We start from the raw sequence: 25,765 nt of genomic DNA on the forward strand, positions 1-25,765 counted from the left end.
CGGAGGACGTCGATGACCACCCCGACCCGTGCCGCCCTCGCCGAGGTCGCCACCCTGCTGGCACCGAACGCCCCGCAGGTGGCCGAGCGAGCGCTGGCCGCCCACGACGACCCCGACGCCTACGTCCGGGACCACGCCGGCCGCCTCGACGAGCGCGGCATCGACGAACCGTTCGAGCTCCTGCCGTGGATCGCCCTGGTCGACGCCCTCACCGACCACGGCCTGCTCGCCGAGATCGACTGGAAGGAAGCCCCCGACGAGATCGCCGGGCGGCTGCTCGCCCTGCGCTCCGCGCCGGCGGCCGACGAGCTCTGGAAGGCCCTCGCCGAGCTCGACCTGCCCACCTACGAATTCCTCGAAGCGGCCGGAAAGCAGCTCCTCACCACCGGCACGGCCCTCGCGGTCCTCGACATCGAGTCGGACTGCTACCCCCTCGTCCTCCTGCCGGCCACCCACGCCGCCGGCCTCGGCACGCTCGCGGCCGAGGCCGGTTTCACCGCCGCGGTGTACGGGCGCTAGCCGACCGGGCACCCGTGTGTAGTGATCTTGTAGCACCACGCAGGAGGCTGCCCCCATCCGCAACGGACGGGGAGCAAGCTTGAACCGATCGCCCTTACCCCCGGTGCCCGTCGAACGGCAGGAGATCGACCTCGATGTCGACGTGCTGTTCGGCGTGGTGCCGAGCCGCCGGCTCGACGCGTCGCTGGAGGCCTTGACCGCGCTCCACAAGAAACACCGGATCCGGCGCGGCCTCGTCTGTTCGTTGCGGGGCGCGTTGTTCGACGCCTGCACCGGCAACGACGAGATGCGCAAAGCCCGGGAACGAGCGGAGTTCGTCCCGGTCGGCGCCGTCGACGTGCGCGACGCGCTGACCGCGGAGACCGAGATCGAGCGGCTCGTCGAGTCCGGGGTGCGGCTGCTGCGGCTCTTCCCGCCGGAGCAGTGGGTCGAGGCGGACTCGCCGGGGCTGGCGCACCTCGTGGATGTCGCGGTCGGCCACGGGATGGTGCTCCTGACGAGCGGGGACCTCAGCAGCTTCTGGCGGCCGTTCGCCGGCCGTGGCGCGCGCGTGTGTTTCCTCGATGTACACGCCTACCGAGTGGCCGACTTCGTGGTGCTGGCGCGCCGCGAGCCGGGGTTCGTGGCCTCGACGCGGATGCTGTGCGGCCCCGACTCCATCGAGCGGATCGCGGGGGAGGTGGGCGCGCACCACCTGGCCTACGGGTCGCGCGCCCCGCTGCACGACGTCCTGCCCTCGGCGCTGCGGCTGCGCACGGCCGCGCTCGACGACCGGGAATGGCGGCAGGTGGCGGGCGGCACCGCTGCGGCGTGGCTGGTGGACCCGGCATGATCATCGATGTCCACGGCCACACCGGGCCCTGGTTCTTCAGCACGGAAGTGGGGAGCGTCGAGCTGAACCTCGCGTTGATGGACCGCTACGGCATCGACCGGCAGGTCGTCTCGGCGTCGGAGGCGGTCACCTACGACATGGTCTCCGGCAACCGGCGGCTGGCGGAGGTCCTCGAAACGCAGCCGCGCCTGCTCGGCTACGTCGTGGTGAACCCCAACGACCTCGCCGCCGCGGCGCGCGAGCTGGAGAAGTACCGGCCCACGGGAAGGTTCGTCGGGGTCAAGGTGCACACGACCTACCCGGGCCGGCCGCTGATGTCGCCGGCGGTCCGCGACGCGCTGGGGCTGGCCGCCGAGGCCGGGCTGCCGGTGCTGGTCCACACGTGGGACGAGACGGTGCTCGGACTGGTCGACGTGCTGGAGCGGTACCCGGACCTGCGCGTGATCGCCGGGCACATGGGCGGCCCGGCGTGGCGCACGGCCGTCGAGGCGGCCCGCCGCAGCGACCGGCTCTACCTCGAGCCGTGCTGCTCGATCACCGACCGCGGCCGGTTCCGCTACGCGCTGGACCGCGTTCCGCTCGGGCAGATGCTGTTCGGCACCGACAGCACCCTGGTCGATCCCGCCATCGCGATGGGCGTGGTGCTGGAGGCCGACCTCACCGACGACGAGTACGACCACGTGATGGGGCGCAACGCCGCCCGCCTCTTCGGCCTCGAGGCCGGGACGGACCCGGCCGCATGAGACCCGGCTCCACCAAAGCCGCCGCGGTGCTCGTGCTGACCGCCGCTTCCCTCGCGGCGTGCGGCGGGGACAGCGGCGACGCGGTGACGTTGTGGATGTACCCGGTCATCGACGATCAGGCGCAGAGCCGGGCTTTCTGGCAGAAGGTCGAGAGCGGCTTCGAACGCGAGTACGGCGTCGACCTCGACATCGAACTGGAGCCCTGGGCGGGCCGGGAGGAGAAGCTCGGCGCCGCGCTCATGGCGGGCGACGGCCCGGACGTCGTGCTGCTGCAGTCGGACATGATTCCCCAGTACGTCGCCGAGAAGACGCTGCAACCGGTCGACGACGTGCTCGCCGGCAGCGAACGTGCGTACTCGCCGCCGGTGCTCGACGCGCTGCGGGTGGCCGGGCAGTCCTACGGCGTGCCGCTGTACCGGACCGTGACGACCACCGTCTACAACCGGAAGCTGTTCGCGGACGCCGGAATCACCCGGCTCCCGCGGACGTGGGACGAGGTCGAGGCGGACGCGCCGAAGCTCGCCGCGCGCGGCGTCCCGATCGTCGACTACTCGGGTTCCACCGAGGAGCCGCTGAACCTCACCTTCTACCCGCTGCTGTGGCAGGCCGGCGGCCACGTGTTCACCGCAGACGGCACGAAAAGCGCGTTCGCGGGGGCGCAGGGCGTGTCGGCGCTGAAGTTCCTGGTCGGCCTCGAAGCCGTGCACGGCCTGCCGGACGACGTGGCGACCAAGCGCAGCGGCGTGGCCGAAGACGCCGTGGCCACGGGCCGGGCCGCGATGTCGCCCGCCATGACCGAGGCCGCGGCTCGCAACGTCATCGCCGCGATCGGCGCGCAGAACACCGTCGTCGGCGCACCACTGCGGGACCGCCGCGAGGTGACGTTCGGGACGCCCGGCGCGGTGTCGTTGCTGCGCGGCACGAAGAAGCCGGCCGAGGCACGGGAACTGCTCGCCTACCTGACGTCCCCGGCGCTGGTCGGCGAGCTCTGCGCCGACTCCGGCTTCTTCCCGCCCTGGCCCGACGCGTCGCCACCGGCGGGCGACGACGTGCACCGGAGCTTCGCCCGGGCATTGCCGTTCGCCTCGGCCGGCGACGCCCATCCCCAGGCCCGCAAGGTGATGGGCCTGCTCGCACCCCACCTGCAGGCCGCGTTGCTCGGCGAGAAGACCCCGGAGGCGGCGCTCGCCGACGCCGCCGAGGAGGTCGACGCGTTGCTCGGCAGCGGGTGATGGCGCGATGGCGGGAGTCCTTGACGGTGCTCGTCTTCCTGCTCCCCGTGCTGGTGCTGTTCGCCCTGTTCCGGTTCCTGCCGATGCTGGGCGCGGTGGGCTTGAGCGTGTCCGACTACCACCCGGGCGGCGGCTCGCGGTTCGTGGGCGCGGCGAACTTCGTCAGCCTCGCCCACGACGAGATCTTCCTGGGCAGCCTGCGCACCACGCTCGGCTACGTCGCCGTCTACGTGCCGCTCACCGTCGTGGTGGCGCTGGGCACCGCGGTCCTGCTGCACGCCGTGCCGTGGGGCCGCGGCCTGTTCCGCGCGGCGCTGTTCGCGCCGTACGCCACCAGCTTGGTGCTGAGCGGCGTCGTCTGGCGCTGGGTCCTCGAACCCACCGGGTTCCTGCAGCACCCGGCGCTGGTCCTGCCCACGCTGGCCGTGGTCGGCGTCTGGAAAGGCTTCGGGTACGCGATGCTGGTGCTGTTCGCGGGCATCCGGAACGTCCCCGCCGACTGCCTGGAGGCGGCGAAGGTGGACGGCGCCGGTGCGTGGCAACGCTTCCGCCACGTCCTGCTGCCCGCGCTGCGGCCGGCGGTGTTCTTCGTCGTCGTGGTGGAGACCATGGCCGCCTTCCAGGTGTTCGACACCGTGTACGTGATGACGGGCGGTGGCCCGGTGCGGGCCAGCTACACGCTCGCGTACGCGGTGTACGACTACGGGTTCCGGTACTTCGACGTCGGCGGCGCCGCCGCGATCGGGGTGGCGCTGTGGGCGATTGTGCTGCTGGTGTCGCTCACCCAGCGCCGGGCCTTCGAGCGGAACCCGTGATGCGCCGCGGAATCTGGCCGGTCGTCCTGCTGACCCTGTCCTCGCTGGTGGCGATCGGCCCCTTCGTGGTGATGCTGGTCGTCGCCCTTTCCCCGGGCAACGCGCCGACGATCCCGTACCGGCTGCCCACCTCGCTCACCCTCGACAACCTCGCCGAGGTGCTCTCGACCGAGAGCTTCCTGCGCTGGACGCTCACCACGGTCGTCTACTCGGTGGTGTCCGTGGTGGCCGTGCTGCTCTCGTCGTCGATGGCCGCGTACGTGTTCGCCAGGAAGCGGTTCGCCGGCCGCGAAGTGCTGCTGTGGTCGATGCTGTCGACGATGATGGTGCCGTTCCAGGCGCTGCTGATGCCGTCGCTGGTGGTGATCGCCCAGCTCGGCTGGTCCGACACCTACTGGGGCCTGATCGTCCCGACGCTGGCCAACGCCCAGGCCGTGCTGTTGCTGCGGCAGTTCATCCGGGCCCTGCCCGACGAGGTCTTCGACGCCGCGCGGGTCGACGGCGCCGGCGACTGGCGGGTGTACCTGAGCATCGTGCTGCCGTTGTGCCGTCCGGTGCTGGCCACGCTCGCCGTGTTCGTGTTCCTGTGGCACTGGAACGACTTCCTGTGGCCGCTGGTCGTCGGGCACTCCGACGCGATGCGCACCCTGACGGTCGGGCTGTCCACTTTGGAGTCCGGGAACCCGACCGCCGGCGAGCTGATGTCCGCCGCCACGATCACCGGGCTGCCGTGCCTGCTCGTCTTCGTGGTGCTGCAGCGGCACCTGACGAAGACGATCAGCTTCACCGGCCCGGGAGGCTGAGCCCGAGGTCGTTCAGCGCGGAGAGGGCGCGGGCGTTGTGCAGCGGCATGCTGAGCCGTTCGAACAGGCGCGAGGCCTCGTCGAAGCAGGCGGCGGCCTCGTCGAGGCGCTGGTTGCGGTGCGCCACCCAGCCGAGGCTGTACAGGGAACAGGCCTTGCCGACACTTTCGTCCTCGGGCGAGAACACCGTCAGCGACTGGGCCATGAGCTGCGACGCCCGGTCCGCGTCGCCGTGTGCGGCGCAGGTGGCGGCGAGCACGTGCAGGGCCAGTGCTTCGTCCCGCGGGCAGGAGGCCGCGCGGAACAGCTCGACGGCTTCGACCAGCGCGCGCTCGGTCGGCTCGCGGTCGCCCCGGGCCTGGTGGTGCAGCCCGAGACTGAACAACGCGCACGCCTGGCCGTAGCGGCTGCCCAGGCCGCGGAAGGTCGTCAGCGCGCGGTCGAGGCACTCGGCGGCCGCCTCGAGGTTTCCGCGGTTGCGGTGGACGATGCTCAGCGCCTGCAGGGCGAAGGCCTCGCCACTGGCGTCCGCGCACCGGCCGAAGGCGGCCCGCGCCTGCCCCAGCTCGGCCGCCGCCTCGTCGTGCTTGCCGTGGTAGAGGTGCACGCTGCCGAGGCCGAGGTTCGAGTAGGCGTGGCCCCGGATCTCGCCGATCTCGGCGAAGATTCCCCTTGCCTGCTCGAAGTGCTCGCTCGCCTCGCCGTAGCGGTCCCGGTAGAACGCCAGCGCGCCGAGGCCCTGGTGCAGGATCGCCCGGCTGCGCCGCGCCCCGGTGGCCACGGCCGCCGCCAGCGCGAGCTCGTGGGTGTGCCGCCACAGGTCGTAGTGGCTGCGCAGGTCGAACAAGGTGGTCAGCGCGCAGGCGAGGTCGCACGCCAGGGCCGTCATCTCCAGCGCGAGGGCCTGGTCGACCACGGCGACGAGCGCGTCCCGCTCGGCGTCCAGCCACACGAGGGGATCGGCCGGTTGCTCCTCGGCCGTCGGCGGTCGCCCGGGCGTGAGCTGAACCTTGAGGAACCGGCACGGCAGACCCGCCTCCGCGCGCACCGCCCGGTCCAGCCAGGCGCCGAACGCCCGGCGCAGCGCGGCGGTCCGGTCGGCGGGCGACTCGACGGCGTTGGCGCGTTCGCGGGCGAACACCCGCAGCAGGTCGTGGAAGCGGTAGCGACCCTGACCGGCCGGGTCGGTGCCGGCGAGCTCGACCAGATGGACGTCGGCGAGGCCGTCGATGATGTCTTCGGCGGCCGACAGGTCCACCTCCAGCAGCGCGGCGACCACCCAGGCGGGGAAGTCGGGCACGTCGAGCAGGCCCAGCAGCCGGAACGCCCGCTGCTGCACCTCGTCCAGCCCCTCGTAGCTCCACGCCAGGCTGGCGCGCGCTTCGAGGTCGTCGATGCGCAGCTCGTTGAGCCGGGTGCCCTCGTCGGCCAAACGGTCCGCCAGCCGTCCGACCGTCCACTGGCCGCGGCGGGCCAGCCGGGACGCGGCGATGCGCAGAGCCAGCGGGAGGTTGCCGCAGTAGCGCGCCACCGCGGCCGTGGCGTCCGGCTCCGCGCTCATGCGCGCCGGGCCGGCGATCGACGACAGCAGCCGCACCGAGTCCTGGGGGCCGAGCACGTCGAGGTGCACCGTCCGCGCGCCCACCAGCTGCACGCGGCTCGTGACGAGCACGGCGGACCCGGCCGAACCCGGGAGCAGGGGGCGGACCTGGGCCATGCTCGTGACGTCGTCGAGCACGATCAGCACCGGCCGCGCGGCCAGCTGGGACCGGTACAGCGCGGCGCGGGCCTCGAAGTCCTCCGGCACCGCGTGGGGGTGCACGCCGAACGCGACGAGCAGGTTCGCGAGCACCGTCGCGGGTTCCTGCGGCGCCGATCCGGCACCGCCCAGCCGGACGTAGAGCTGACCGCCGGCGAAGTGCTCGCCGACCTCGTGCGCCACCCGGATCGCCAGCGCGGTCTTGCCGACGCCCGCCTTGCCGGTGATGGCGGCCACCGCCGACCTCGACGGCCGGATCAGCAGGCCGCACAGCTCGGCCGTTTCGGCCGCCCGCCCGGTGAAGTCGTCGATGTCGGGTGGCAGCTGCATCGGCCGCACGCTGTGGTCGGCCTCGGCCGGCTCACCGCTGAGGATCACCTGGTGCAGCTCCTGGACCGGGCCGCACGGCTCGACGCCGAGCGCGTCGACGAGCACCTCGCGCAGCGCGTGGTACGTCTCCAGGGCTTCGGCGCGCCGGCCCGCCCGGTGCTGGGCGAGCATCAACCGCTGCCACAAGCCTTCCCGCAACGGCAGCTGCCGCACCAGCGCCGCCAGCTCGGGGATGAGGGTGCTGTACTGGCCGACTGCCAGGCGCGCGTCAGCGAAGTCTTCGCGGGCCGCGGCGGCCGTCTGCTCCAGCCGCACCTTCTCGGCTTCCAGCCACCCGGCGCAGGGAACGTCTTCCAGCGGGTCGCCGCGCCACGTTGTCCACGCGTCCTCCCACACCGCCACGGCCTTGACGGTGTCGCCGGAGGCCAGCGTCGTGCGCGCTTCCTCGGCCGCCGCCTGGAAAACGTGGCTGTCCAGCTGGTCGGGCTCGACGAGCAACCGGTACCCGCCACCGTCGGTGACCAGCAGGTCCCGAAGGCCGATCTCGGCGAGGTCGCGCCGCAGGCGGCTCACGTAGGTGTGCACGTTCGCGACGGCCGAGTTCGGGGGACACTCGCCCCACATCGCCTCGACGAGACCGGTGAGACCGACCGGCTGACGGGTACGCACCAGCAGCGCGGCGAGCAGCGCCCGCTGCCGCGGCCCCGCGGACTTCAACGGCCGGCCGGCGTTCGTCACGCACAGCGGGCCCAAGATCCCGAACCTCGCGGTGTTTCCCACAGCTCCCCGCCCAAGCTGAGCAAACGACAACGCAGCGTAGCAGAGAAGGCACCCGCAGCGCTCGTCCTCCGGCGCTGCTCTGTAGGCGACGTGTAGGGGCTGTGTAGGGGCGGCTGTCTAGATTCCTCCGGGCTCACGAACGCGGCCACCTCGCGTCGGCTCTTCGTGACCCAGTGGTTCCGGTGCGGGTGGTGGGCCGTCGACGAGGGGGACGGTCCGCCACCCGCCCGTGTCGAGCAACCGGGAAGGCCACGGCCTTGGCCTCGGAGGAACGCATGAGAATCCGCGCACAGCGGGCCCGGTCCGCTGCCGCCGTCGTGGCCGTGGCGCTGACCCTGACCGGGCTCGGTGCCGTCCCTGCGGTCGCCGCGCCCGCCGCGACCAGCCAGGACTTCGGCCCGACGGTCATCACCGGCGTGCCCCATGCACCCGACCTGCAGGCGAAGCCGCCCGAGAAGCCGACCCAGAAGGTCGTGCCGCTGGCCACCATCAGCACGCAACTCGACGCCGGTGCGACCGCTTACGTCTACTCGGAGCTGCGCGCCTGGAACGCCGACCAGGCGAACCTCATCGACAACGAGATCCGGTGCTCCGGCGCGGGCGCGTCGAACGTCGTGATGGGAGAGAACGTCCTCCCGGCCACCAACCCGAACCCGGCGCTGCGCGACATCACGATCGTCAACCGGTTCCTCGTCACCGCGTCGACGACCGGCGCCCTGAACTGCACGCTGTACCTGCGGACGGCGTCGACCTCGCCGTCGGTGGCCCAGGAGACCGTGGCGGGGACCCTGCGGTTCGCTCGACCGCCGTCGGCGGCGACGTGAACGGCACGGCCATGCAGCGGTCGCTGCCGGCGGGGAACGTGCCCGTCACCACGAGCACCGTCGCCCCGATCGTCAACGCGACGATGCCCGCGGGCTACCGGAACCTCGCCGTCATCGCGGACGTCGAGTACCACCGCGGCCCCGAGCCGACCCCGGACAGCAAGATCCACTACTCCACCGCCCGCTTCACCCTCACCGTCACCACCTCCGGCGGCCCGAACTGCGCGAGCGCACCCGTCGCCCAGACCGAGGAAACCGTGGTGCGGGGCGTCAACCACGCTGCCATCCCGCTCTACACCAAGGTGCCCGTCAACCCCGGCTGCACACAGCTCAGCGCCAAAGTGACGACCACCCACCTGGGCGGCAACCCCGGCACCGTCGGCGGCGCGGCCCCCGGCCTCACCGACCAAACCGGCGTCAACGGCTCGACACCCAACCACACCTCGGCGATGACGCACCTGTTCGTGGTGCCCAGCTGATCGCGGCCGGATGAATTGCGGGGCCCGAGGAGTTTTCTCGGGCCCCGCAGTTTTTTGTGTAGTTGTTTCGGGAATTGACTGTAGAACGCGTGTAGTGGGTTTGTAGAACGGGTCGGTAATTTCGGGATCGCTACCAGGTTCGATCCTGGCGTGGTACTTCCGCACCACGCGGAGTCGGCCGTGAGAAAAGGAGGGACCATGATCAGAAAGATCATCGCGACTTTGGGGATTGCGGGGGCGGCGGTGCTCGGGTTGGCGGTGCCGGCATCGGCACAGCCGCAGGCTGCGCCCGACTGTCAGAGCAATGACGGATACGGCACGATTGTCGCGACCGCGCCCGTGTCCGCACTGACCGGCGGCACGCGGGTCGGCACCGTGGAACTCTGCCGCGACAGCGCGTATCGGTACTGGGCGTTCGTGATCTACAGCAGTCCTATGACGGCCAGCGAGTACGCCCAGGCCTACCTCCAGACCTACCGTGACGGCTCATGGGTCAGTGACGTCACGTGCGACAACACGGCAACGGGCGGCAACGGCCACGTCGCCCCGACGCAGCGCCGCTGCTGGACCCCGAAGGTCAACGGGGTCAGCGGGCATTACACCTTCCGGGCACGGTCGGACAAGTTCAGCAGCCACAGTGGCGCCTTGCTGGCTTCCGGTTACACCGCCCTCACCCGCTGACCGGAGGCCGGGCGGCGATTCGCGCCGCGAAATGGTGAACGGCCATGACCATTTTCGCCGAATCGCACAGATCTCTCGCCGCCGCTGGTTGCCCTGGCACGGACACAATCCGCAGGGGAGAGGGATATGACGAAAACACTGCTGGCAAAGCTCGGAATCGCGGTGCTCGCGACCGGGACACTTTGTGCCGCGGGTGCGACGGCCGCCTCGGCCGCACCGGCCGTGCCGCGGACGGCGTTGAGCTGTGAGCTCTACCTGGCCGGCGCCGGGTACGTCGTCGGTCCGAAGTCGACGAGCGCCTGCAATACCGCTGCCCGCGGGTTTCCGGCCGTGTGCGAAGTGGGGTTGGAAGCCATCAAGGTGTCCGCCACCGACGCGCGGCGTGCGTGCGCGTTGGGTGCGCAGTGAACTGACGCGTGGCCGGCCCGGGAACGGGCCGGCCACAGTCCTTCCGAAGGCCCCGCCGCTCACCGGTACACGACATGCACCGCCTTGGTTTCGGTGAAGCTCAGGAGTTCCTCGACGCACTCTTCGCGGCCGATGCCGGAGGACTTGAAGCCGCCGAAGGGGGTGCCGACGTAGTGGCGGGAGGAGCCGTTGATCCAGACGTAGCCGGCTTCCACGGCGGCGGCGACGCGGTGGGCGCGGCGGACGTCGTCGGTCCAGACGGCGGCGGTGAGGCCGTATTCGACGCCGTTGGCGATCGCCACGGCTTCGTCCTCGGTGTCGAACTCGAGGACGGACAGCAGCGGGCCGAACACTTCCTCCTGGGCGACCCGCATGTCGGGGGTGACGCCGGTGAACACCGTGGGTGGCACGATCAGGGCCTTCCCGACGCCTTCGGCCGGGGCGCCGCCGGCGACCGCGGTGGCGCCGTCCGCGCGGGCGATGTCCAGGTAGCGCAGAACCTTGGCGTGCTGCTCCTGCGACACCAGTGCGCCGACGTCCGTGGCTTCGTCGAAGGGGTCGCCGATGCGCAGTTCGCCGATCAGCCGGACGATTTCGGCCACGACCCGCTCGCGCAGGCTGTGGTGCACGACGAGCCGGGACGTCGAGCCGCACGACTGGCCGGACCACGAGAAGTTCATCCCGCGCACGGCAGACTCCGCGACGGCGATCGGGTCGGCGTCGGGGAAGGCGATCAGGGCGTTCTTGCCGCCGAGTTCCAGGCTGACGTCCTTCACACCGGTCTGCGCGGCGGCTTCCTGGATCTTGCGGCCGGTCGCGGCGCTGCCGATGAACGCGATGCGCCGCGCGTGGGGGTTGCGCACGATCGCGTCGCCGGTGGCGGGACCGGCGCCGGTCAGGATCGACACCACGCCCGCCGGCACGAGGTCGGCGATGAGCTCACCCAGCCGCAGCGCGGACAGGGGCGCCTGGTGCGGCGGCTTCAGCAGGACGCAGTTGCCCGCGACCAGCGGCGCGGCGATCTTGCCCGCGGCGAACATGATCGGGTGGTTGTAGGGCACGATCCGCGCGACGACGCCGATCGGCTGCAGCGTCGTGTAGTGCACGGCGCCTTCCGACGCCGGGATGGTCTGGCCCGTCAGGGCGTGCGCCGAGTCGGCGAAGAAGTCCAGCATCGCCGCGCCCGCGAACGCGTCGGAGCGGGAGAGGCGGATGATGTTGCCGCCGTCCAAGGTGTCGAGGGCGCCCAGCTCGTCCGCGTGCGCGCGGACCCGGTTCGCGATCTCCCGGACGACGGCGACGCGTTCGGGCAACGGCGTGGCGGCCCAGGCCGGGAAAGCGGCTCGGGCCGCTCGCACAGCCGCGTCGACGTCGGCGGCGTCCGCGTCCGGCACGGTCGCGATGACCTCGCCGGTCACGGGTGACGGGTTGGCGAAGGTCGCACCGGAACGTGCGGGCACCAGTTCGCCGCCGACGAGCAGCCGCCAGTCGTGGGCGCGCGTCGACTCGGTCAGCTCCTCGGCTCGTCGCGCGGCGGGCGCGACCACGGTCTCGGTCATCGGGTTTCCTCCAAGGGTTCGTCGGTGGCGCCGGCCGTGCGCACCAAGTACTGCCAACCGGCTTCGATCTGGGTGGGGTTCCAGCACTCGGCCCGTTTCGCCGCGCACTCCGCGGCGTCGGACCAGCCCCGCAGCTCACCCGCGGCCATCGCGGTGAGCTGGGTGCGGCACGCCCGGTCGAGCAGCACCGCGTGCATCACGGCTTCGGCGACGGTGGCGCCGACGGCGACCAGGCCGTGGCGTGGGAGCAGGAGCGCCCTGGCGTCCGCGAGCGCGCCGGCGACCGCCTCGCCGAGCCCGGCGCTGCGGATCAGGCCGCCGGTCCCGGAAAACCGGGGCACGTCGGGCTCGCTGAACAGGACCCCGTCGTGGTCGAGCGCGCGCAGCGGCACGCCGAGTGCCGCGAAGGCGGTGGCCGCGCGCGGGTGGGTGTGGACAACGCAGCCGACGTCGGGGCGGGCTCGCAGGATCTCCGTGTGGATGGGGTACTCGATGTGCCGCTTTCCCGTGCCGTCGAGGACGTCGCCCTGAGGCGAGACCAGCACCACGCGGTCGCGGGTGATCTCCTCGAACCCCCAGCCCGACGCCTTCGTCCAGACGCCCCGCCCGGCCGGGTCCCGCAGGGCCGCGTGACCCCACACGAGGTCGCCCTGGCCCGCGGCGGCGAGCGCGTGATGGGCGAGCACCACCGCTTCGGCGGGGTTCACGACCGCGCCTCGGCGAGTGCCGGCTCCACGACCGGGCCGGTGCGCCGGCCCTGCGCGGCCAGCATGGCCATCACCAGGGCAGCGACCAGGGCACTGGCGGCGAAGGCGAAGAAGACGCCCCGCGGCCCGAGCCCGGCGGCGAGGATGGCGCCGCCGAGCGCGGGCGCGAGCACCGCACCGGCCCGGCCGGTCCCGTTGGCCCAGCCGACGGCCGACGCGCGCATCCGGGTCGGGTACGAGTCGGCGACCGACGCCAGGATCAGCGTGAGTGCCGTCTGCGTGTTCGCCCCGATCACCGTGATCGTCGCCAGCAACGTGCCGGTCTGCTGCGGCCCCGCGGCGCAGACGAGGATGCCCGCCGCCGTCAGCGCACCGCAGACCGCGGCGACGACCCGCAGTCCCCAGCGGTGGGCGGCCAGCACCAGCACCAGCGAACCGGCGATGGCTCCGGCGTTGAGGCACAACGAAAACGTCAGCGCCGAGCCCAGCGGGTAGTGCAGCTCCCGCATCAGCGTCGTGAGCCAGGTGTTGAGCCCGTACCAGGTGAGCATGTTGGCGAACGTGGCCACGGCGAACAGCACGGTCAGCAGGGCGCGGCGTTCGCGGAACAGCGCGGCGAACGTGGTGACGGCGGACGGCCGTGGCGCGGCGACGGTGTCCTGCCGGGTCCCGAAGCCCGCCGATTCGGGCAGCCGCACCAGTGACAAGACCAGGATCAGCAGTGAGATCGCCGCGCCGACGAGGAACATCAGCCGCCAGCCGTGCGTGCCCAGCAAGCCGATGCCGAGCAGGGACGCGGCGGTGCCGCCGAGGGGAATGCCCGCCATCAGGATGGTGACGACGAGCCCGGTGCGGCGGCCGGGGCTGTACTCCTTGACCAGCGCGACCGCGGCGGGGATCACCGCCCCCATGCCGACACCGGTGAGCAGCCGCGCGCCGCCGAGCTGCCACGGCGCTTGGGCGAGCGCGCTCGCCGCGGTCCAGAGCGTGAACCACGCGACGGACGCGTTGACGAAGTTCCGCCGCCCGACCCGGTCGCAGACGGGGCCGCCGGCGAGGGCGCCCACCAGCATGCCCAGGTACACCAGGCTGCCGATCGAGCCCGCACTCGTGCTGGTGAGGTGCCAACCCGGCTCGGCGACGAGTTTCGGCAGCAGGGCGCCGTAGACGATCAGGTCGTAGCCCTCGGCCACGACGATCAGGGCGCCGAGCACCACCACCTGCCACGAGCCGGCCGCGGCGGCCCCGGGTCTCGGTTCTGTCATCACGAACCCCTCTCCGCTGAGTCCCTCGGACAGTAGTGTCCCTAAATTCGAGACACAAGTCCTTGTTTGTAGGACAAGCTCTGCTACCGTCATCTCGACGACAGCGAGACCGGACGGAGGTGGCCCGTGGTGACACGGACCTGGCAGACACCGATCACGACCGACGTGGTGGTCGTCGGGGCGGGCCCCGTGGGGATGACGGCTGCCGCCCTCCTGGCCGCCCGCGGAGTCGGCGTGACGGTGCTGGAGCGCAACGCGTCGACGAGCGACGAGCCCAAGGCGATCAGCATCGACGACGAGGCGCTGCGCACCTTCCAGGCGGCGGGGCTGGGCACCCGGCTCGAGCGGATCATCGTGCCGGGCACCGGCACCCGGTACTACGACGCGGCGGGCCGCGCCGTCTTCCAGGCCCGCTCCGGCTGGCCCTACCGGCTCGGGCACCCGTTCAAGAACCCGTTCGCCCAGCCCGACCTCGAGCGCGAGCTCGCCGAGCACCTGCGCGGCCGCGCGGAGGTGACGCTGCGGATGAGCACCGACGTCGTCTCGCTCGACCAGGACTCCGCCGGGGTCACCCTCGCCACCGCGGACGGCGAGACCTTCCGCGCGCGCTACGTGCTGGGCTGCGACGGCGGCCGTTCGACGGTGCGGGAGCAGTCGGGCGTCCGGATGTCGGGGCGGAGCTTCGACGACGTGTGGCTGGTCGTGGACGTGCTCGGCGACCCGCACGACGAGCGCTACGGAATGCACCACGGCGATCCGGCGCGGCCCACGGTCATCGTGCCCGGCCGCGGCGGCCGGTGCCGCTACGAGTTCCTCCTGCACGAAGGCGAGGGCGAGGCGGGCGCCCGGCCGCCGTTCGAGCTGATCGCCCGGCTGCTGCGCCCCCACCGCCGGATCACCGCCGACCAGGTCGAACGCTGCGTCGCCTACAAGTTCCACGCCCTGGTCGCCGAGCGGTTCGCGCACGGCCGGGTGTTCCTGCTGGGCGACGCGGCGCACATGATGCCGCCGTTCGCCGGACAGGGCCTGAACTCCGGCATCCGGGACGCGGCCAACCTGACCTGGAAGATCGCGGACGTGCTGGCCGGGCGGCTCGACGGGACGGCGCTCGCCACCTACGACACCGAACGCCGTCCGCATTCGCGGGCCACCGTCGCGCTTTCGGTGCGGCTGGGCCGGATCGTCATGACCACCGACGCCCGTCTCGCCGAGCGGCGCGACCGCGTCGTCGAGCGGATCCTGCGGGAACCGGAAGGCCGTGCCTACTTCGAGGAGATGCGGTACCGGCCCGCTCTGCGCTACCTCGACGGGCTGGTCGTGCCCGCACCGGCGAACGGCCCGGCCGCCGGCGTGCCGTTCGGCCAGCCGCGGGTGTACGACACCGGGACCGGGCGCACCCGGATGTTCGACGACGTGCTCGGCTCCGGCTGGGCCCTGCTCGGCGTCGACGTGCCCGCGGCCGTGCTCGCCGGCGCGGCGGCGCAGATCTGGCCGCTCGAACCGGTGGTCGCGCTCGTCCCCGGAGGCGACCGGCTGCCCCGCGAGACCGGGGGAGTGCGGGTGCTGGTCGACCTCGACGGCGCCGTCGACCGGGAAGCCGAGCCCTACCTCGGACGCGTCGTGCTGCTGCGGCCCGACCGCGTCGTGGCGGCCACCTGGTCAGCCGCCGAGGTTTCCGCCGGCGGCCCCGGGGCCGGTCTGGCCGCGCTGCACGCCACCGCGCGTGAGCCCGCCGGCGCGCCCCTGCCCGCGGCCGGATGAACCACCTGCCGCTTCGAACCACCCCGGCCCGCCTGCGGTGCCGGCGGCCCACGAGAGGAATCGAGATGACCACACCGACCAGGACAACGTTCGCGGAGGGGGCCGCCGCGGGCAGCCTCCGGCGCACCGCCACGTCGCACCTCGGGCTGCGCGTGCCCGACGTCGCGGCCGCCGCCGAATTCTATGGCCGCATCCTCGGCCTGCTCCCGTACGGCGAACTGCCCGACGGCGGCGCACGGCTGGGCTGGGGCAGCGGGCACCACGTGCTCGACCTGCGCCCGGGCGAGCCGGCCGTAGACCACATCGCCTTCGAGGTGCGCGACGAGGGTGGCCTCGACGCTCTGGAGAAGCGGCTGCGCGAGGCGGGTGCCGCGGTGCGCCCGCTCGACGGCGATCTGCTCGACGAGGCCGAGCCCGGCACCGCCGGGTTCGCGACCACCGACCCCGACGGCCTCACCGCGCACTTCCACGGTCCGGTCCGCCGCGCGGGCGAGCACGGCGCCGACACGGGCCGGCGCCCGGTCAAGTACCAGCACGTCACCCTGGCGACCGGCGACGTCGCGCGCAAGGTCGCCTTCTACACCGACGTGTGCGGTTTCCGGATCTCCGACCAGCTCGCCGACGGCCGCTTCGCCTGGCTGCGCAGCGACCGCGACCACCACACGCTGGCGGTCGTGGCGTCCCCTTCGGACACCGGGCTGGACCACTACTCCTACGACCTCGCGGAGTGGGAGGACTTCAAGACCTGGTGCGACCGGCTCACCGAGGAGGGGGTCGACGTCACCTGGGGCCCGGGCCGGCACGGTCCCGGCAACAACCTTTTCGTCTTCTTCGACGACCCCGCGGGGCACCACATCGAGCTGTCCGCGGAGATGGAGAAGTTCCACGACGACCGGGTGACCTACGGCGCGCCGCGCCGCTGGGAACCCGTCCCCGCCAGCGTGAACCTGTGGGGCGGGCAGCTCGCGAAGTGGCGCAAGACCTCGGAGGGAAACTGACATGCGGTACGTGACGTTCGAACACGCCGGCACGCGCCGGATCGGCCGGGTCGACGGCGACCTCGTCCAGGCGCTGGCCGGGCCCGCCGAGCTCGGCCGGGACACGCCGGCCGACGTCCTCGCGACGCTGCGTCCGGAGGGCGGCCCCGTCACCCTCGCCGACGTCCGGCTCCTGCCGGTGGTCCCGCACCCGGACAAGATCTTCTGCGTCGGGCTCAACTACCACGCGCACGTGGGGGAGACCGGCCGCGACCTGCCGACCTACCCGGTCCTGTTCACGAAGTTCGCCGGCAGCCTCGTGGGCGCTTCCGACGACATCGTGCTGCCGCCGGAAGCGCAGCAGGTGGACTACGAAGCCGAGCTGGTCGTGGTGATCGGCAAGGCAGGCCGCCGGATCTCCCGGGAAGCGGCGCTCGAGCACGTGCTCGGCTACACGGTCGCGAACGACGTGACGATGCGCGACTACCAGTACAAGACGCACCAGTGGCTGCAGGGCAAGGCCTGGGACCGGTCCACGCCGCTCGGGCCCGAGCTGGTCACGCCGGACGAGGCCGACGTCTCGGCCGCCCCGGTGTCGACCGTGCTGAACGGGGTGACGCTGCAGTCGTCGGACACCTCGAAGCTCATCTTCGACATCCCGACGCTGGTGGCCACCGTCTCGGAGTTCACCGAGCTGCTGCCCGGCGACCTGATCCTCACCGGCACCCCCGGCGGGGTCGGGTACCGCCGAGACCCCCAGGTGTTCCTGCACGACGGCGACGAGGTCGTCGTCGAGGTGGGCGGGGTCGGGAAGCTGGTCAACCGCGTGCGCGCGGAGGTCGCGCAGGTGCCGGTCCCCGCGGCCGCGCGGAATTGACACCCGACAGCTGAGCCGGGCCGGGCAGGTGCGTCACGCCCGGCCCGGCTCAGCCGTCGGCGGCGGACAGGCGGTTGCTGATCGTCTGCGCGGCGCGGCAGACCTCGGTGCGGATCTCGTCTTCGCCTTGACGGGAGACCCGCGAGGCCACGGCCGCCACGCTCACCGCCGCGACCACGCGCTGCTCGCCGTCCCGGATCGGGGCGGCGACGCCGAGGACGTCGTGGTCGAGCTCGGAGCGGGTGATGGAGTAACCGTCGGCGCGGATCTGCTCCAGCCGCGCCATCAGGTCGTCGACCTCGGTCAGGGTGGCCGCGGTGAAGCGCTGCAGCCGGGAGCCTTCCAGCAGGGCCCGGGCTTCGGCGGGGTCGGTCCAGGCGAGCAGCACCAGCGCCGAGGCGCCGGCGTTCACCGGCAGCGTGCTGCCGCGCTCGTAGGAGATCCGCACCCGGTGGGTCTGGGACTCGGCGCGGTCGAGGCACACGACCAGATCACCGACGCGGCGGGTGAGCAGCACGGTTTCGTTGACCGACTCGGCGAGCCCGGTGAGCACCGGCATCGCGATCTCGGACAGGCCGTAGGTCCGCCGCGCCAGCCGGGCCAGTTCGAGCAGCCGCAGCCCGAGCCGGAAGCCGCCGCCCGGAGCTTCCTCGAGGTAGCGGTTCGCGACGAGCGTCTGGATGTAGCGGTACCCGGTCGACCGGGCGACCCCCAGCTGCGCCGCGACTTGCGTGCCGGTGATCACGGGCGTGTCGTCCCCGAACATGCCGAGGATCTCGAGGGCGCGGTCCGCCGTGGAGTTCCGCTCCCGGTAGCCGTTCGATCGCGACTGCTGTCCTGACATACGGGAATCCTAGCGGTTACGTGGCCGGCCCGTCACCACCGGCCCGGCGGGTCCGGCGGTTTTCTCAGAACGGGTATCGCGGAGGCCGCCCGCGCACGGTGACCCATTGCTGCTCGGTGAAGGCTTCCAGATTCGCCGCCGTGCCGCCGTGGCGGGCGCCGGTGCCGGACTCGGCGACCCCTCCGAACGGCGCGGTGGCCTCGTCGTTGACCGTCTGGTCGTTGATGTGGGCCAAGCCGCTGGGAATCCGCTCCGCCAGCGCCATGCCCTTGGCCACGTCGCGCGTGAGGATACCCAGGGAGAGGCCGTATTCGGTGCCGGCGGCCAGCCGGGCGGCCTCGTCGAGGTCGGCGAACGCCACGACCGGGGCCACGGGACCGAAGACTTCCCCGGCGTACGCGGGTGCCGACAGCGGAACGTCGGCCAGCACGGTCGGCCGGTAGAACAGGTCCTCGTAGGTGCCCCCGGCCAGGAGCCGGGCCCCGGCGCCGATGCTGTCGGTCACGATCCGGTGGATCCCGTCGCGCTGCCCGGCATCGATGATCGGTCCCATCGCGACGGGGCCGCGCGGGTCGCCGACCGCCAGCTTGTCGGCGTGCTCGGCCAGCAGCTCCGCGTAGCGCTCGGCCACCGAGGCGTGCACCAGGTGCCGGCCACTGGCCATGCAGATCTGGCCCGCGTGGTGGAAGGTGCCGAACGCGCCGGCCGACGCGGCGAGGTCGAGGTCGGCGTCGTCCAGCACGATCAGTGCGGAGTTGCCGCCGAGTTCCAGGTGCACGCGCTTGAGCTGCCGGGCGGCCGCGAGTGCGATGGCCTTGCCCGCGCGGGTCGAGCCGGTGAACGCGATCACCCGGATCTGCGGTGCCTCGACCACGGCGGCGCCCGCGTCGGCGCCCCCGGGCAGGACGTGCAGCAGCCCTTCGGGCAGGCCCGCCTCTTCGAAGATCCGCGCGAGCACGACCCCGCCGCACACGGCGGTGCGCGGATCGGGCTTGAGCACCACGGCGTTCCCGAGCGCGAGCGCCGGTGCCACGGCGCGCATGGCCAGCACCACCGGGGCGTTGAACGGGGAGATCACCCCGACGACCCCGACCGGCAGCCGGCGCGAGAACGAGAACCGGTCCTGGTGCGAGCGCAGGACTTCCCCGTAGGGCGCGGCGGCGAGCGCCGCGGCCGCGTGGCACTCCTCGGCCCCGCCCTCGATCGTCTGGACGCCGGCGAACGCCCGCACGGCGCCCGACTCGCGCACCAGCCAGGTTTCGATTTCCTCGCGGTGGTCCTCGAAAAGCCGGCCCGCGCGCCGCAGCACCGCCGCCCGGTCCTGATAGGGCAGCGCCGCCCAGGCCCGCTGAGCCTGCGCCGCCCGCGCGGCGGCGCGGTGCACGTCGGCGGCGGACGCCGCGCCGACGTGGCCCAGCACCGCGCCGGTGGCGGGCTCGACCGAAGGGATTTCCCCGTTCTCGCCGGGAATCCAGCCGCCGGAGAAGATCCGGCCGGTCCAGCGGGAAGTCTCGAGCAAGTCCGTCATGACGTCCTTTCCCTTGTGCGGCCCGGTTCAGAGTTCGGCACCGGCGGCGGCCAGGAGTCCGCGCAGCTGCTCGTCGGAGGATTCGCGGACGTTGTTCGCCCGGAACGGATGCCCGGTGCTCGCGGTGACCATCGCCTCCGCCTCGGCCCGCCCCACGGAGCCGGGGGAGAACCGCTCCGCGAACCCGACCGTCTCGTAGAGCCGCGGCAGCTCGGTGACCAGTTCCGTGACCGCCCGCGGGGAGAACCCGGAGTTGAAGCGGGCCACGTGCGGGAGCAGCACTCCGTTCTGGAGGCCGTGGGGCAGGTGCACCGAAGGAGCGGTGGACAGGGCGTGCACGAGGGTCAGACCGCTGTTGCCGCAAGCCATGTTGGCCGCGCAGGCCGCCTCCAGCAGCGACTGCAGCACGTCGTCGTTGCCGCCTTCCGCGTTGCGGCCGGACGCGGCTCCGTCCACTGCGGACGCGAGCAGGTCGAGCACGTCGCGCGCCGCCGCGATCCCGAGCGCGCGGGTGAACGACGAACCTCGCCGCGCCCATTGGGCCTCCAGTCCGTGGGAGAGCGCGTCCAGGCCCGCGTACAACATCGGGGCCTGCGGCAGCCCACGAAGCACGGTGCCGTCGAGCAGAGCGGTGCGCGGCTCGCACCCGGGCGAGCGCACCACGAGCTCCTCGGGGCGGCCGGCCTCGTGCAGCACCAGAACCTGCGACACCTCGCTGCCGCTGCCCGCGGTCGTCGGCACCGCGAGCGTGGGCGCGGGGGTGAGCGGAACCCGGCCGACGCCGGCGTACCGGTCGATCGGCTCGTCGTTGGTGAGCCGGATGGCGACCGCCTTCGCCGCGCCGAGCGCGCTGCCGCCGCCGACCGCGACCACGCTGTCGCAACGGTGCCGCCGCGCGGTTTCCGCGGCCCGCTCGGCCTCGGCGACGTCCGGATCGGGGTCGATCGCCACGGTCACACCGATCAGCCCGGCGTCGACCGGGCGCAGCACCGTCGCCAGCAGGCCCGCGTCGATCACGCCCCGGTCGGCGACCACCGCCACCCGGCGGGCGCCGAGGGCCGCGAGCTCGTCGGGGAGCAGCGCAAGGCTGCCCAGGCCGCTGACGACGCGGGTGGTCACGCTGAACGTCGGGATCATGACAGCACTCCTGCTTCCCGGGCGCGCCGGGAGAACAGCGCTTCCGCGTTGGCCGAGTCGATCTTCGCCCGCAGGGGCCCGTCGAGCTGGTCGGTGGTGTCGAGCCGCTCGGCGAGCCGCGCGCAGGCGTCGGGTGGGGTGAACGGGTAGTCGCTGCCGTAGTGGATCCGGTCCGGGTCCGCGACCGACAGCAAGGCGTCGAGCATCTCCCGGACGGGAGCTCCGGCGAGGTCGAAGTGCAGTGCGCGCAACGCTTCCCGCATGCTCGGCGGGGTCGCTCCGCCTTCGGCCAGCAGGGGCAGCAGCAGCTCGATCCGGTTGGCGAGGATCGGCAGCGCGGCGCCCGCGTGCGGCACGATGACCCGGAGGTCTTCGTGGCGCCGCAGCACACCGGACAGCACCAGGTCCGTGATCGAGCGCGTGGTCTCGAACAGGAACTCCAGCATGGGCCGCGGGTAGCCCAGCGCGAGGTGCCCGGCCTCGTACGGCGTCGTGGGGTGCACGAACACGGGCACGCGCCTTTCGGCGGCGAGCGCGTACAGCGGCTCCAGCGCCGGGTTGCCGAGGTACTGGCCGTGGGCGTTGGTCTCGAGGACGATCCCGTCGGCGCCGAGGCGGCCCAGCGAGTGGTGCGCCTCGGCGACCGCCGCGTCGACGTCCGGCAGGGGCACCGACGCGAACCAGCCGAACCGGCCGGGGTGCCGGACGGCGAGCTCGGCGGCTTCCTCGTTGCAGCGCCGGGCGAGCCGGGCGGCCGCCGCGTCGTCGCCGAAGTGCACCCCCGGCGAGGAGATGGACAGGTAGGACCGCGAGACCCGGAGCCGGTCCATCGTCTGCAACGCCTCCTCGGCGCTCCACTCCGGGATCGCCTTGATCCCGTCGGGCCGGGCGTGCCCGGCCGCGACGAGGGCCTCGCGGTAGAAGCCGGGCACGAAGTGCGCGTGGACGTCGATCCTGCTCATCGCGGTCACCGCCCCGGCGTCACGACGTCGGCGGTCACCGGCAGCGCCCGTTCGAGCTCGCTGGGCAGCCAGGTGTAGCCGTCGCGATCGCGGCGCAGGTGACCCAGCCCCGGGAACGGGAAGTGGTAACCCAGCACGGCGTGCCGGCCCTCGTCGACCAGCTCGTAGATCCGCCGCCGCTGCGCGGTGGCGCCGGGGCCGTCGAAGTCGAACTGGAACGCCCAGTCCGGCCGTTGCAGCAGCAGGACCTGGTGGTGGCACAGATCGCCCCAGCACACCATCGTCTCGTCGCCGCTGGTGATCGTGTACACGACGTGCCCGGGGCTGTGGCCGGGCGTGGCGACGGCGCGGATGCCCGTGGCCACCTCGTCGCCGTCCTCGACCCAGCGGATCCGGCCGGCCTCGGCGTAGGGCATCAGGTTCTTGTGCGCGCCGCGGAAGTGGTCCTTGCGGTGCTCGTCGGGCGCCGAGCCGACCTTGCCGAGATCGGTCCAGTGGTCGAACTCGGCTTTGCTGATGGCGAGGACCGCGTTGGGATAGACGGGGCGGCCGTCCGGATCGACGAGCCCCCACGCGTGGTCGGGGTGGGCGTGGGTGAGGGCGATGACGTCGATGTCGGCGGGGTCGATGCCCGCCTCGCGCATCGCCGGCACGGCGTGTCCGGTGCGCGGTCCGAAGAACCCGCGCCCCAGCGCCGGATCGGTGCCGACGCCGGTGTCGAACTGAACCAGTTCCGAGCCGGTGTCGACGATCAGGATGTTCTCGTTGAGCCGCACGTCTTCGGGCGAGAGGTGGTGGTCGGTCAGCAGCGCGTCGACCTCGGCGGGGTCGGCGGCGGGGAAGTTGCCGCGCGCGGGGCCCATCTCGAGCATGCCGTCGCTGACGACGGTGCATTCGAAGCCGCCGAAGCGGAACCGGGCGTAGGGCGCGGGGCGGTCGGTGGGCGGGTGGGTGCTCATGTCTCGGTCTCCTCGGACGGACGGGTCAGTGGGCGACGGGCAGGGGCGGGCGGGCGGCGGACCCCGCCGCGCGGGCGAAGACGGTGATCACGACGAGCGCGAGCAGCGCGGAGGCGCCGTAGAGGGCGAAGACACCGTAGGGACCGGATCCGGCGAGCACCGTCCCGCCGAGCACGGGACCGAGCGCGCCGAAGTACGACATGCCGTTCGTCCAGCCCATGGCGGTGCCGCGGGCGGAGGCGGGGAAGAGGTTGCTCACCGCGGCGTTGACCAGGTTCGCGGTGGAGTGCCCGCCGACGCCCATCAGGAAGATGCAGGCGTACAACACCGGGAGGGACCGGCCCCCGACCAGGACCCCGGCGAGCCCCACGACGGTCGCGGCAGCGGTCACGGCGCCGACCTTGAGCGGGCCCCACCGGTCGGCCCAGCCGGCCGTGCCGAGTGAGCCGATGATGGCGCCCGCCGTCAGCGTGAGGGAGAAGGCCAGCGCCGAGGTCAGCGGGTACTGCAGGGCGCTCATCGTGCCGACCAGCCACACGTTGAGGCCGAACCAGGTGAACATGTTGGGAATGGCGACCGCGGCGGCGAGCACCGCGAACAGGACGCCCCGGCCGGAGAACACGGCCCGCAAGGTGGAGCCGCGCCGGTGGTCTCCGGACTCGCGGCCGGCCGCGGTGCGCCGGGGCTCCAGCCGGAACGCGGCGGCGACCACGAGGATCACCAGCGTCAGCACCGCGCCGAACTGGAACATCGGGCGCCATCCGAAGGCCGGCATGATCCCGATGCCGAGCAGCGCGGCGAGGGTGCCGCCGATCGGGATCCCGGCCATCGTCACGTTCACGACGAGACCGACCCGGTGCGCGGGGGCGTGGCCGCGGGCGATGGCCAGCGCTGTGACGACCGCGCCGCCGACCCCGAGTCCGGAGACCAGCCGGGCGATGCCGAGCCCGCTGCCCGAGCCGGCCGAGCCCGCCGCGAGCAGACCCGCGCCGAACACCGTGATGCAGACCAGCAGCACGGGCTGGCGGCCGATGCGGTCGCCGAGCACGCCGGCGCCGAACGCGCCGAAGAACATGCCGACGTACACGAGACTCCCGACGACACCGGCCGACGCGGGCGTGAGCCCGAGCGAGCCGTCGGCCAGCAGCAGCGGCACGACGGAGCCGTACACGATCAGGCTGTAGCCCTCCATGATCGTGACGACGGTGCAGATGAGGACGGCCACGGCTGTGCCGGCTTCCGGGCGCGTGCGCCGCTCGCGGGGCGGGGCGGGCGCGGGGGCTCCGGCGAGCGGAGATCGGGCGGGTACGGCCATCGTGGCCTCCGGGGATTCACAGGCCCCTGGCGCGCGTGCTCGGCGTCGAGGCGGCGGGTAGTGGGTGCTGGGGGAAGCCTTCAGACCATCGCATCCTATTTTTTGAGGGTCAAGACCTGTTTTTTAGGACACCATCGGGGTTACTGTGGCCGCACACTGTCGACGCGGCCAGAGGAGCCAGGATGAGTGAGGACGACCGATGAGCGCCACGACGGCCGCGGTGGTCAGCGAGCAGGGCGGCGCCTTCGAGCTCGCCGAGGTGCAGCTCACGCCGCCGCGTCCCGAAGAGGTGCGGGTCCGGTTGGTGGCAACCGGTGTGTGCCACACCGATTTGAGCGTCGTCGCCGGGGTCACGCCGTTCCCGCTGCCCGGGGTGCTCGGGCACGAGGGCGTGGGCGTGGTGGTCGAGACGGGGGAGCGGGTCACGCGCACCTGGCCCGGCGACCGGGTCCTGCTGACATTCACGTCCTGCGGTCGTTGTCCGGCTTGCCGGGACGGGCATCCTGCCTACTGCGACGACCACCTGTCGCTGAACCTGCTCGGCGGGAGGCGGGCCGACGGGTCGGCGACGGTCCGCCGGGGCGAGGCCGAGCTCAACGCCCATTTCTTCGGCCAGTCCTCGTTCTCGCGCGAGGTGCTGGCGGACGAGCGGGGCGTGGTGGTGCTCCCCGCCGACCTCGCCGAGGCGGACCTGCCCGTGCTCGCCCCGCTCGGCTGCGGCGTGCAGACGGGCGCCGGCGCCGTGCTCAACGTGCTCCGCCCCCGTCCCGGAGCGACGCTCGTCGTCGCGGGTGCGGGCGCGGTCGGCCTGTCCGCGGTCATGGCGGCCCGGATGACGGCGGTGTCCCGGATCATCGTGGTCGACCGGCTGCCGGAGCGGCTGGAGCTCGCGCTCGAACTGGGGGCCACCGACGTCGTCGACACCCGCGGGCGTGACCTCGGCGAGGACGTGCGCGCCCTCACCGGTGGCCGCGGAGCCGACCACGTCGTCGAGACGACGGGTGTGGTGCCGGTGCTGGACGAGCTCGTCGGGGCGCTGGCCGTCGGCGGCTGCTGCGCCGTCGTCGGCGCGCCCCGCACCGGCAGCCGCGGCAGCTTCGACGTCCCGAGGCTGCTGCCGGGACGCACGATCCGCGGCGTGACCCTCGGCGACAGCGAGCCGGAGACGTTCGTCCCGTTCCTCGTGGACGCCTACCGCCGCGGCGTGCTGCCGCTGGACCGCATCCAGCGCCGCTACCGGTTCGAGGACATCAACCAGGCCGCCGCCGACGCCGCGTCCGGGAAGACGGTCAAACCGGTTCTGGTGTTCTGACCGTGCTGCCGCGGGGCCGCCCGGAACGCTGTGCGAAATGGGCCTTTTCACCCGCCCTGGCCGGATAGGGTGTGCCCATGACTGAGTCGAGACGGGCCGGCGACGCCGCGGAAAAGCTGGCCCGCGCGCTGCGTGCCCGAGCCAGGAATGCCGCGGTCGCCGTGTTGCGCGAAGGGCTGGAAGAGGTCGACGAGCGGCACGGCCGGGGCGTCGCCGACGAGGTCGCCGGGCTGATCGACGTCGCCGAGGTGTTCGCCGGCCTCGCCGACCGCGAGGTCCCGGCACGCGGCCGCCGCGGGGCTCGCGAAGACGACGACGAGCCGTGGGAGTTCAAGCCGCTGACCTCGTTGTGACGTC

Annotated in this window: 25 protein-coding genes; 15 read left to right on the forward strand and 10 right to left on the reverse strand. The window is 72.8% G+C overall.

Annotation, left to right across the window (positions count from 1 at the left end; translation table 11 throughout):
* Positions 1 to 12 precede the first annotated feature (12 nt).
* The 6 genes from AB0878_RS19805 (at position 13) to AB0878_RS19830 (ending at position 4,944) form a co-directional block, all read left to right on the forward strand.
* The gene (locus tag AB0878_RS19805) at positions 13 to 519 is read left to right on the forward strand and encodes a DUF6630 family protein (protein WP_366581690.1); all 507 of its coding nucleotides are present in this window, start codon (positions 13 to 15) and stop codon (positions 517 to 519) included.
* 103 nt (positions 520 to 622) lie between these two features.
* Positions 623 to 1,351 carry a hypothetical protein gene (locus AB0878_RS19810; protein ID WP_366581691.1) on the forward strand — a complete coding sequence of 243 codons (729 nt, stop codon included), beginning with the start codon at positions 623 to 625 and terminating at the stop codon, positions 1,349 to 1,351.
* Positions 1,348 to 2,094 carry an amidohydrolase family protein gene (locus tag AB0878_RS19815; RefSeq protein WP_366581692.1) on the forward strand — a complete coding sequence of 249 codons (747 nt, stop codon included), beginning with the start codon at positions 1,348 to 1,350 and terminating at the stop codon, positions 2,092 to 2,094. Before AB0878_RS19810 ends, AB0878_RS19815 begins: the two co-directional genes overlap by 4 nt.
* Entirely contained in the window at positions 2,091 to 3,326 is a 1,236-nt protein-coding gene (locus AB0878_RS19820) for an extracellular solute-binding protein (protein ID WP_366581693.1), read from the forward strand. The genes AB0878_RS19815 and AB0878_RS19820 overlap by 4 nt, the downstream gene beginning before the upstream one ends.
* Positions 3,326 to 4,141 carry a sugar ABC transporter permease gene (locus AB0878_RS19825; protein WP_366581694.1) on the forward strand — a complete coding sequence of 272 codons (816 nt, stop codon included), beginning with the start codon at positions 3,326 to 3,328 and terminating at the stop codon, positions 4,139 to 4,141. The genes AB0878_RS19820 and AB0878_RS19825 overlap by 1 nt, the downstream gene beginning before the upstream one ends.
* Positions 4,141 to 4,944: a carbohydrate ABC transporter permease gene (locus AB0878_RS19830; RefSeq protein WP_366581695.1), complete on the forward strand. Its 804-nt coding sequence runs from the start codon at positions 4,141 to 4,143 to the stop codon at positions 4,942 to 4,944. The genes AB0878_RS19825 and AB0878_RS19830 overlap by 1 nt, the downstream gene beginning before the upstream one ends.
* On the opposite strand, the gene AB0878_RS19835 is transcribed toward AB0878_RS19830, so the two are convergent.
* On the reverse strand, positions 4,925 to 7,771 hold the full coding sequence (locus AB0878_RS19835) for a BTAD domain-containing putative transcriptional regulator (RefSeq protein ID WP_366581696.1): 2,847 nt from the start codon (positions 7,769 to 7,771) through the stop codon (positions 4,925 to 4,927). The genes AB0878_RS19830 and AB0878_RS19835 overlap by 20 nt on opposite strands.
* Before the next feature lie 317 nt (positions 7,772 to 8,088).
* On the opposite strand from AB0878_RS19835, the gene AB0878_RS19840 reads away from it, so the two are divergent.
* From AB0878_RS19840 to AB0878_RS19855, 4 genes are all read left to right on the forward strand, one after another.
* Positions 8,089 to 8,637, forward strand: a complete 549-nt coding sequence (locus AB0878_RS19840) for a hypothetical protein (protein WP_366581697.1) — start codon at positions 8,089 to 8,091, stop codon at positions 8,635 to 8,637.
* Positions 8,634 to 9,116: a hypothetical protein gene (locus tag AB0878_RS19845; RefSeq protein WP_366581698.1), complete on the forward strand. Its 483-nt coding sequence runs from the start codon at positions 8,634 to 8,636 to the stop codon at positions 9,114 to 9,116. The genes AB0878_RS19840 and AB0878_RS19845 overlap by 4 nt, the downstream gene beginning before the upstream one ends.
* A gap of 198 nt (positions 9,117 to 9,314) precedes the next feature.
* On the forward strand, positions 9,315 to 9,797 hold the full coding sequence (locus tag AB0878_RS19850; RefSeq protein WP_366581699.1) for a hypothetical protein: 483 nt from the start codon (positions 9,315 to 9,317) through the stop codon (positions 9,795 to 9,797).
* A 126-nt stretch (positions 9,798 to 9,923) separates the two neighbouring features.
* Complete coding sequence (locus tag AB0878_RS19855; RefSeq protein WP_366581700.1) at positions 9,924 to 10,205, forward strand: hypothetical protein; 282 nt, start codon at positions 9,924 to 9,926, stop codon at positions 10,203 to 10,205.
* A 59-nt stretch (positions 10,206 to 10,264) separates the two neighbouring features.
* On the opposite strand, the gene AB0878_RS19860 is transcribed toward AB0878_RS19855, so the two are convergent.
* The 3 genes from AB0878_RS19860 to AB0878_RS19870 are packed head-to-tail and all read right to left on the reverse strand — an operon-like array spanning position 10,265 to position 13,736.
* On the reverse strand, positions 10,265 to 11,764 hold the full coding sequence (locus tag AB0878_RS19860; RefSeq protein WP_366581701.1) for an aldehyde dehydrogenase family protein: 1,500 nt from the start codon (positions 11,762 to 11,764) through the stop codon (positions 10,265 to 10,267).
* On the reverse strand, positions 11,761 to 12,471 hold the full coding sequence (locus tag AB0878_RS19865; protein ID WP_366581702.1) for a class II aldolase/adducin family protein: 711 nt from the start codon (positions 12,469 to 12,471) through the stop codon (positions 11,761 to 11,763). Before AB0878_RS19865 ends, AB0878_RS19860 begins: the two co-directional genes overlap by 4 nt.
* Positions 12,468 to 13,736, reverse strand: a complete 1,269-nt coding sequence (locus AB0878_RS19870; RefSeq protein ID WP_366581703.1) for an MFS transporter — start codon at positions 13,734 to 13,736, stop codon at positions 12,468 to 12,470. The genes AB0878_RS19865 and AB0878_RS19870 overlap by 4 nt, the downstream gene beginning before the upstream one ends.
* A gap of 129 nt (positions 13,737 to 13,865) precedes the next feature.
* Here AB0878_RS19870 and AB0878_RS19875 point away from each other — a divergent pair, with 129 nt between their 5' ends.
* The 3 genes from AB0878_RS19875 to AB0878_RS19885 all read left to right on the forward strand — a co-directional run bounded on the left by AB0878_RS19875 (position 13,866) and on the right by AB0878_RS19885 (position 17,351).
* Positions 13,866 to 15,497 (forward strand): FAD-dependent monooxygenase, encoded by a 1,632-nt coding sequence (locus tag AB0878_RS19875; protein WP_366581704.1) that lies wholly within the window; start codon positions 13,866 to 13,868, stop codon positions 15,495 to 15,497.
* A 65-nt stretch (positions 15,498 to 15,562) separates the two neighbouring features.
* A complete protein-coding gene (locus AB0878_RS19880) occupies positions 15,563 to 16,495 on the forward strand; it encodes a VOC family protein (protein ID WP_366581705.1) in 933 nt (310 codons plus the stop codon).
* A 1-nt stretch (position 16,496) separates the two neighbouring features.
* Positions 16,497 to 17,351 (forward strand): fumarylacetoacetate hydrolase family protein, encoded by an 855-nt coding sequence (locus AB0878_RS19885; RefSeq protein ID WP_366581706.1) that lies wholly within the window; start codon positions 16,497 to 16,499, stop codon positions 17,349 to 17,351.
* A gap of 49 nt (positions 17,352 to 17,400) precedes the next feature.
* On the opposite strand, the gene AB0878_RS19890 is transcribed toward AB0878_RS19885, so the two are convergent.
* From AB0878_RS19890 to AB0878_RS19915, 6 genes are all read right to left on the reverse strand, one after another.
* Entirely contained in the window at positions 17,401 to 18,195 is a 795-nt protein-coding gene (locus AB0878_RS19890) for an IclR family transcriptional regulator (RefSeq protein ID WP_366581707.1), read from the reverse strand.
* Between the two features lie 64 nt (positions 18,196 to 18,259).
* Entirely contained in the window at positions 18,260 to 19,723 is a 1,464-nt protein-coding gene (locus AB0878_RS19895; RefSeq protein ID WP_366581708.1) for an aldehyde dehydrogenase family protein, read from the reverse strand.
* Between the two features lie 27 nt (positions 19,724 to 19,750).
* On the reverse strand, positions 19,751 to 20,860 hold the full coding sequence (locus AB0878_RS19900) for an iron-containing alcohol dehydrogenase (RefSeq protein ID WP_366581709.1): 1,110 nt from the start codon (positions 20,858 to 20,860) through the stop codon (positions 19,751 to 19,753).
* Positions 20,857 to 21,822 carry an amidohydrolase family protein gene (locus tag AB0878_RS19905; RefSeq protein ID WP_366581710.1) on the reverse strand — a complete coding sequence of 322 codons (966 nt, stop codon included), beginning with the start codon at positions 21,820 to 21,822 and terminating at the stop codon, positions 20,857 to 20,859. The genes AB0878_RS19900 and AB0878_RS19905 overlap by 4 nt, the downstream gene beginning before the upstream one ends.
* 5 nt (positions 21,823 to 21,827) lie before the next feature.
* Entirely contained in the window at positions 21,828 to 22,781 is a 954-nt protein-coding gene (locus tag AB0878_RS19910; RefSeq protein WP_366581711.1) for an MBL fold metallo-hydrolase, read from the reverse strand.
* A gap of 25 nt (positions 22,782 to 22,806) precedes the next feature.
* Entirely contained in the window at positions 22,807 to 24,096 is a 1,290-nt protein-coding gene (locus tag AB0878_RS19915; RefSeq protein ID WP_366581712.1) for an MFS transporter, read from the reverse strand.
* Between the two features lie 199 nt (positions 24,097 to 24,295).
* Between AB0878_RS19915 and AB0878_RS19920 the strand changes: the two genes are divergently transcribed.
* On the forward strand, positions 24,296 to 25,408 hold the full coding sequence (locus AB0878_RS19920) for an NAD(P)-dependent alcohol dehydrogenase (RefSeq protein ID WP_366581713.1): 1,113 nt from the start codon (positions 24,296 to 24,298) through the stop codon (positions 25,406 to 25,408).
* 77 nt (positions 25,409 to 25,485) lie between these two features.
* A complete protein-coding gene (locus AB0878_RS19925) occupies positions 25,486 to 25,761 on the forward strand; it encodes a hypothetical protein (RefSeq protein ID WP_366581714.1) in 276 nt (91 codons plus the stop codon).
* Positions 25,762 to 25,765: the final 4 nt, after the last annotated feature.

This window comes from Amycolatopsis sp. NPDC047767, assembly GCF_040704195.1.
Taxonomy (GTDB): Bacteria; Actinomycetota; Actinomycetes; order Mycobacteriales; family Pseudonocardiaceae; genus Amycolatopsis.

What these genes read in the sequence shown, in the direction of transcription:
- AB0878_RS19915 (WP_366581712.1), bottom strand. Translation starts at nt 24,096, where the DNA reads ATGGCCGTACCCGCCCGATCTCCGCTCGCCGGAGCCCCCGCGCCCGCC.
- AB0878_RS19870 (WP_366581703.1), bottom strand. Translation starts at nt 13,736, where the DNA reads ATGACAGAACCGAGACCCGGGGCCGCCGCGGCCGGCTCGTGGCAGGTG.
- AB0878_RS19905 (WP_366581710.1), bottom strand. Translation starts at nt 21,822, where the DNA reads ATGAGCAGGATCGACGTCCACGCGCACTTCGTGCCCGGCTTCTACCGC.
- AB0878_RS19815 (WP_366581692.1), top strand. Translation starts at nt 1,348, where the DNA reads ATGATCATCGATGTCCACGGCCACACCGGGCCCTGGTTCTTCAGCACG.
- AB0878_RS19910 (WP_366581711.1), bottom strand. Translation starts at nt 22,781, where the DNA reads ATGAGCACCCACCCGCCCACCGACCGCCCCGCGCCCTACGCCCGGTTC.
- AB0878_RS19830 (WP_366581695.1), top strand. Translation starts at nt 4,141, where the DNA reads ATGCGCCGCGGAATCTGGCCGGTCGTCCTGCTGACCCTGTCCTCGCTG.
- AB0878_RS19895 (WP_366581708.1), bottom strand. Translation starts at nt 19,723, where the DNA reads ATGACGGACTTGCTCGAGACTTCCCGCTGGACCGGCCGGATCTTCTCC.
- AB0878_RS19805 (WP_366581690.1), top strand. Translation starts at nt 13, where the DNA reads ATGACCACCCCGACCCGTGCCGCCCTCGCCGAGGTCGCCACCCTGCTG.
- AB0878_RS19920 (WP_366581713.1), top strand. Translation starts at nt 24,296, where the DNA reads ATGAGCGCCACGACGGCCGCGGTGGTCAGCGAGCAGGGCGGCGCCTTC.
- AB0878_RS19840 (WP_366581697.1), top strand. Translation starts at nt 8,089, where the DNA reads ATGAGAATCCGCGCACAGCGGGCCCGGTCCGCTGCCGCCGTCGTGGCC.
- AB0878_RS19850 (WP_366581699.1), top strand. Translation starts at nt 9,315, where the DNA reads ATGATCAGAAAGATCATCGCGACTTTGGGGATTGCGGGGGCGGCGGTG.
- AB0878_RS19900 (WP_366581709.1), bottom strand. Translation starts at nt 20,860, where the DNA reads ATGATCCCGACGTTCAGCGTGACCACCCGCGTCGTCAGCGGCCTGGGC.
- AB0878_RS19925 (WP_366581714.1), top strand. Translation starts at nt 25,486, where the DNA reads ATGACTGAGTCGAGACGGGCCGGCGACGCCGCGGAAAAGCTGGCCCGC.
- AB0878_RS19825 (WP_366581694.1), top strand. Translation starts at nt 3,326, where the DNA reads ATGGCGCGATGGCGGGAGTCCTTGACGGTGCTCGTCTTCCTGCTCCCC.
- AB0878_RS19885 (WP_366581706.1), top strand. Translation starts at nt 16,497, where the DNA reads ATGCGGTACGTGACGTTCGAACACGCCGGCACGCGCCGGATCGGCCGG.
- AB0878_RS19860 (WP_366581701.1), bottom strand. Translation starts at nt 11,764, where the DNA reads ATGACCGAGACCGTGGTCGCGCCCGCCGCGCGACGAGCCGAGGAGCTG.
- AB0878_RS19890 (WP_366581707.1), bottom strand. Translation starts at nt 18,195, where the DNA reads ATGTCAGGACAGCAGTCGCGATCGAACGGCTACCGGGAGCGGAACTCC.
- AB0878_RS19855 (WP_366581700.1), top strand. Translation starts at nt 9,924, where the DNA reads ATGACGAAAACACTGCTGGCAAAGCTCGGAATCGCGGTGCTCGCGACC.
- AB0878_RS19880 (WP_366581705.1), top strand. Translation starts at nt 15,563, where the DNA reads ATGACCACACCGACCAGGACAACGTTCGCGGAGGGGGCCGCCGCGGGC.
- AB0878_RS19820 (WP_366581693.1), top strand. Translation starts at nt 2,091, where the DNA reads ATGAGACCCGGCTCCACCAAAGCCGCCGCGGTGCTCGTGCTGACCGCC.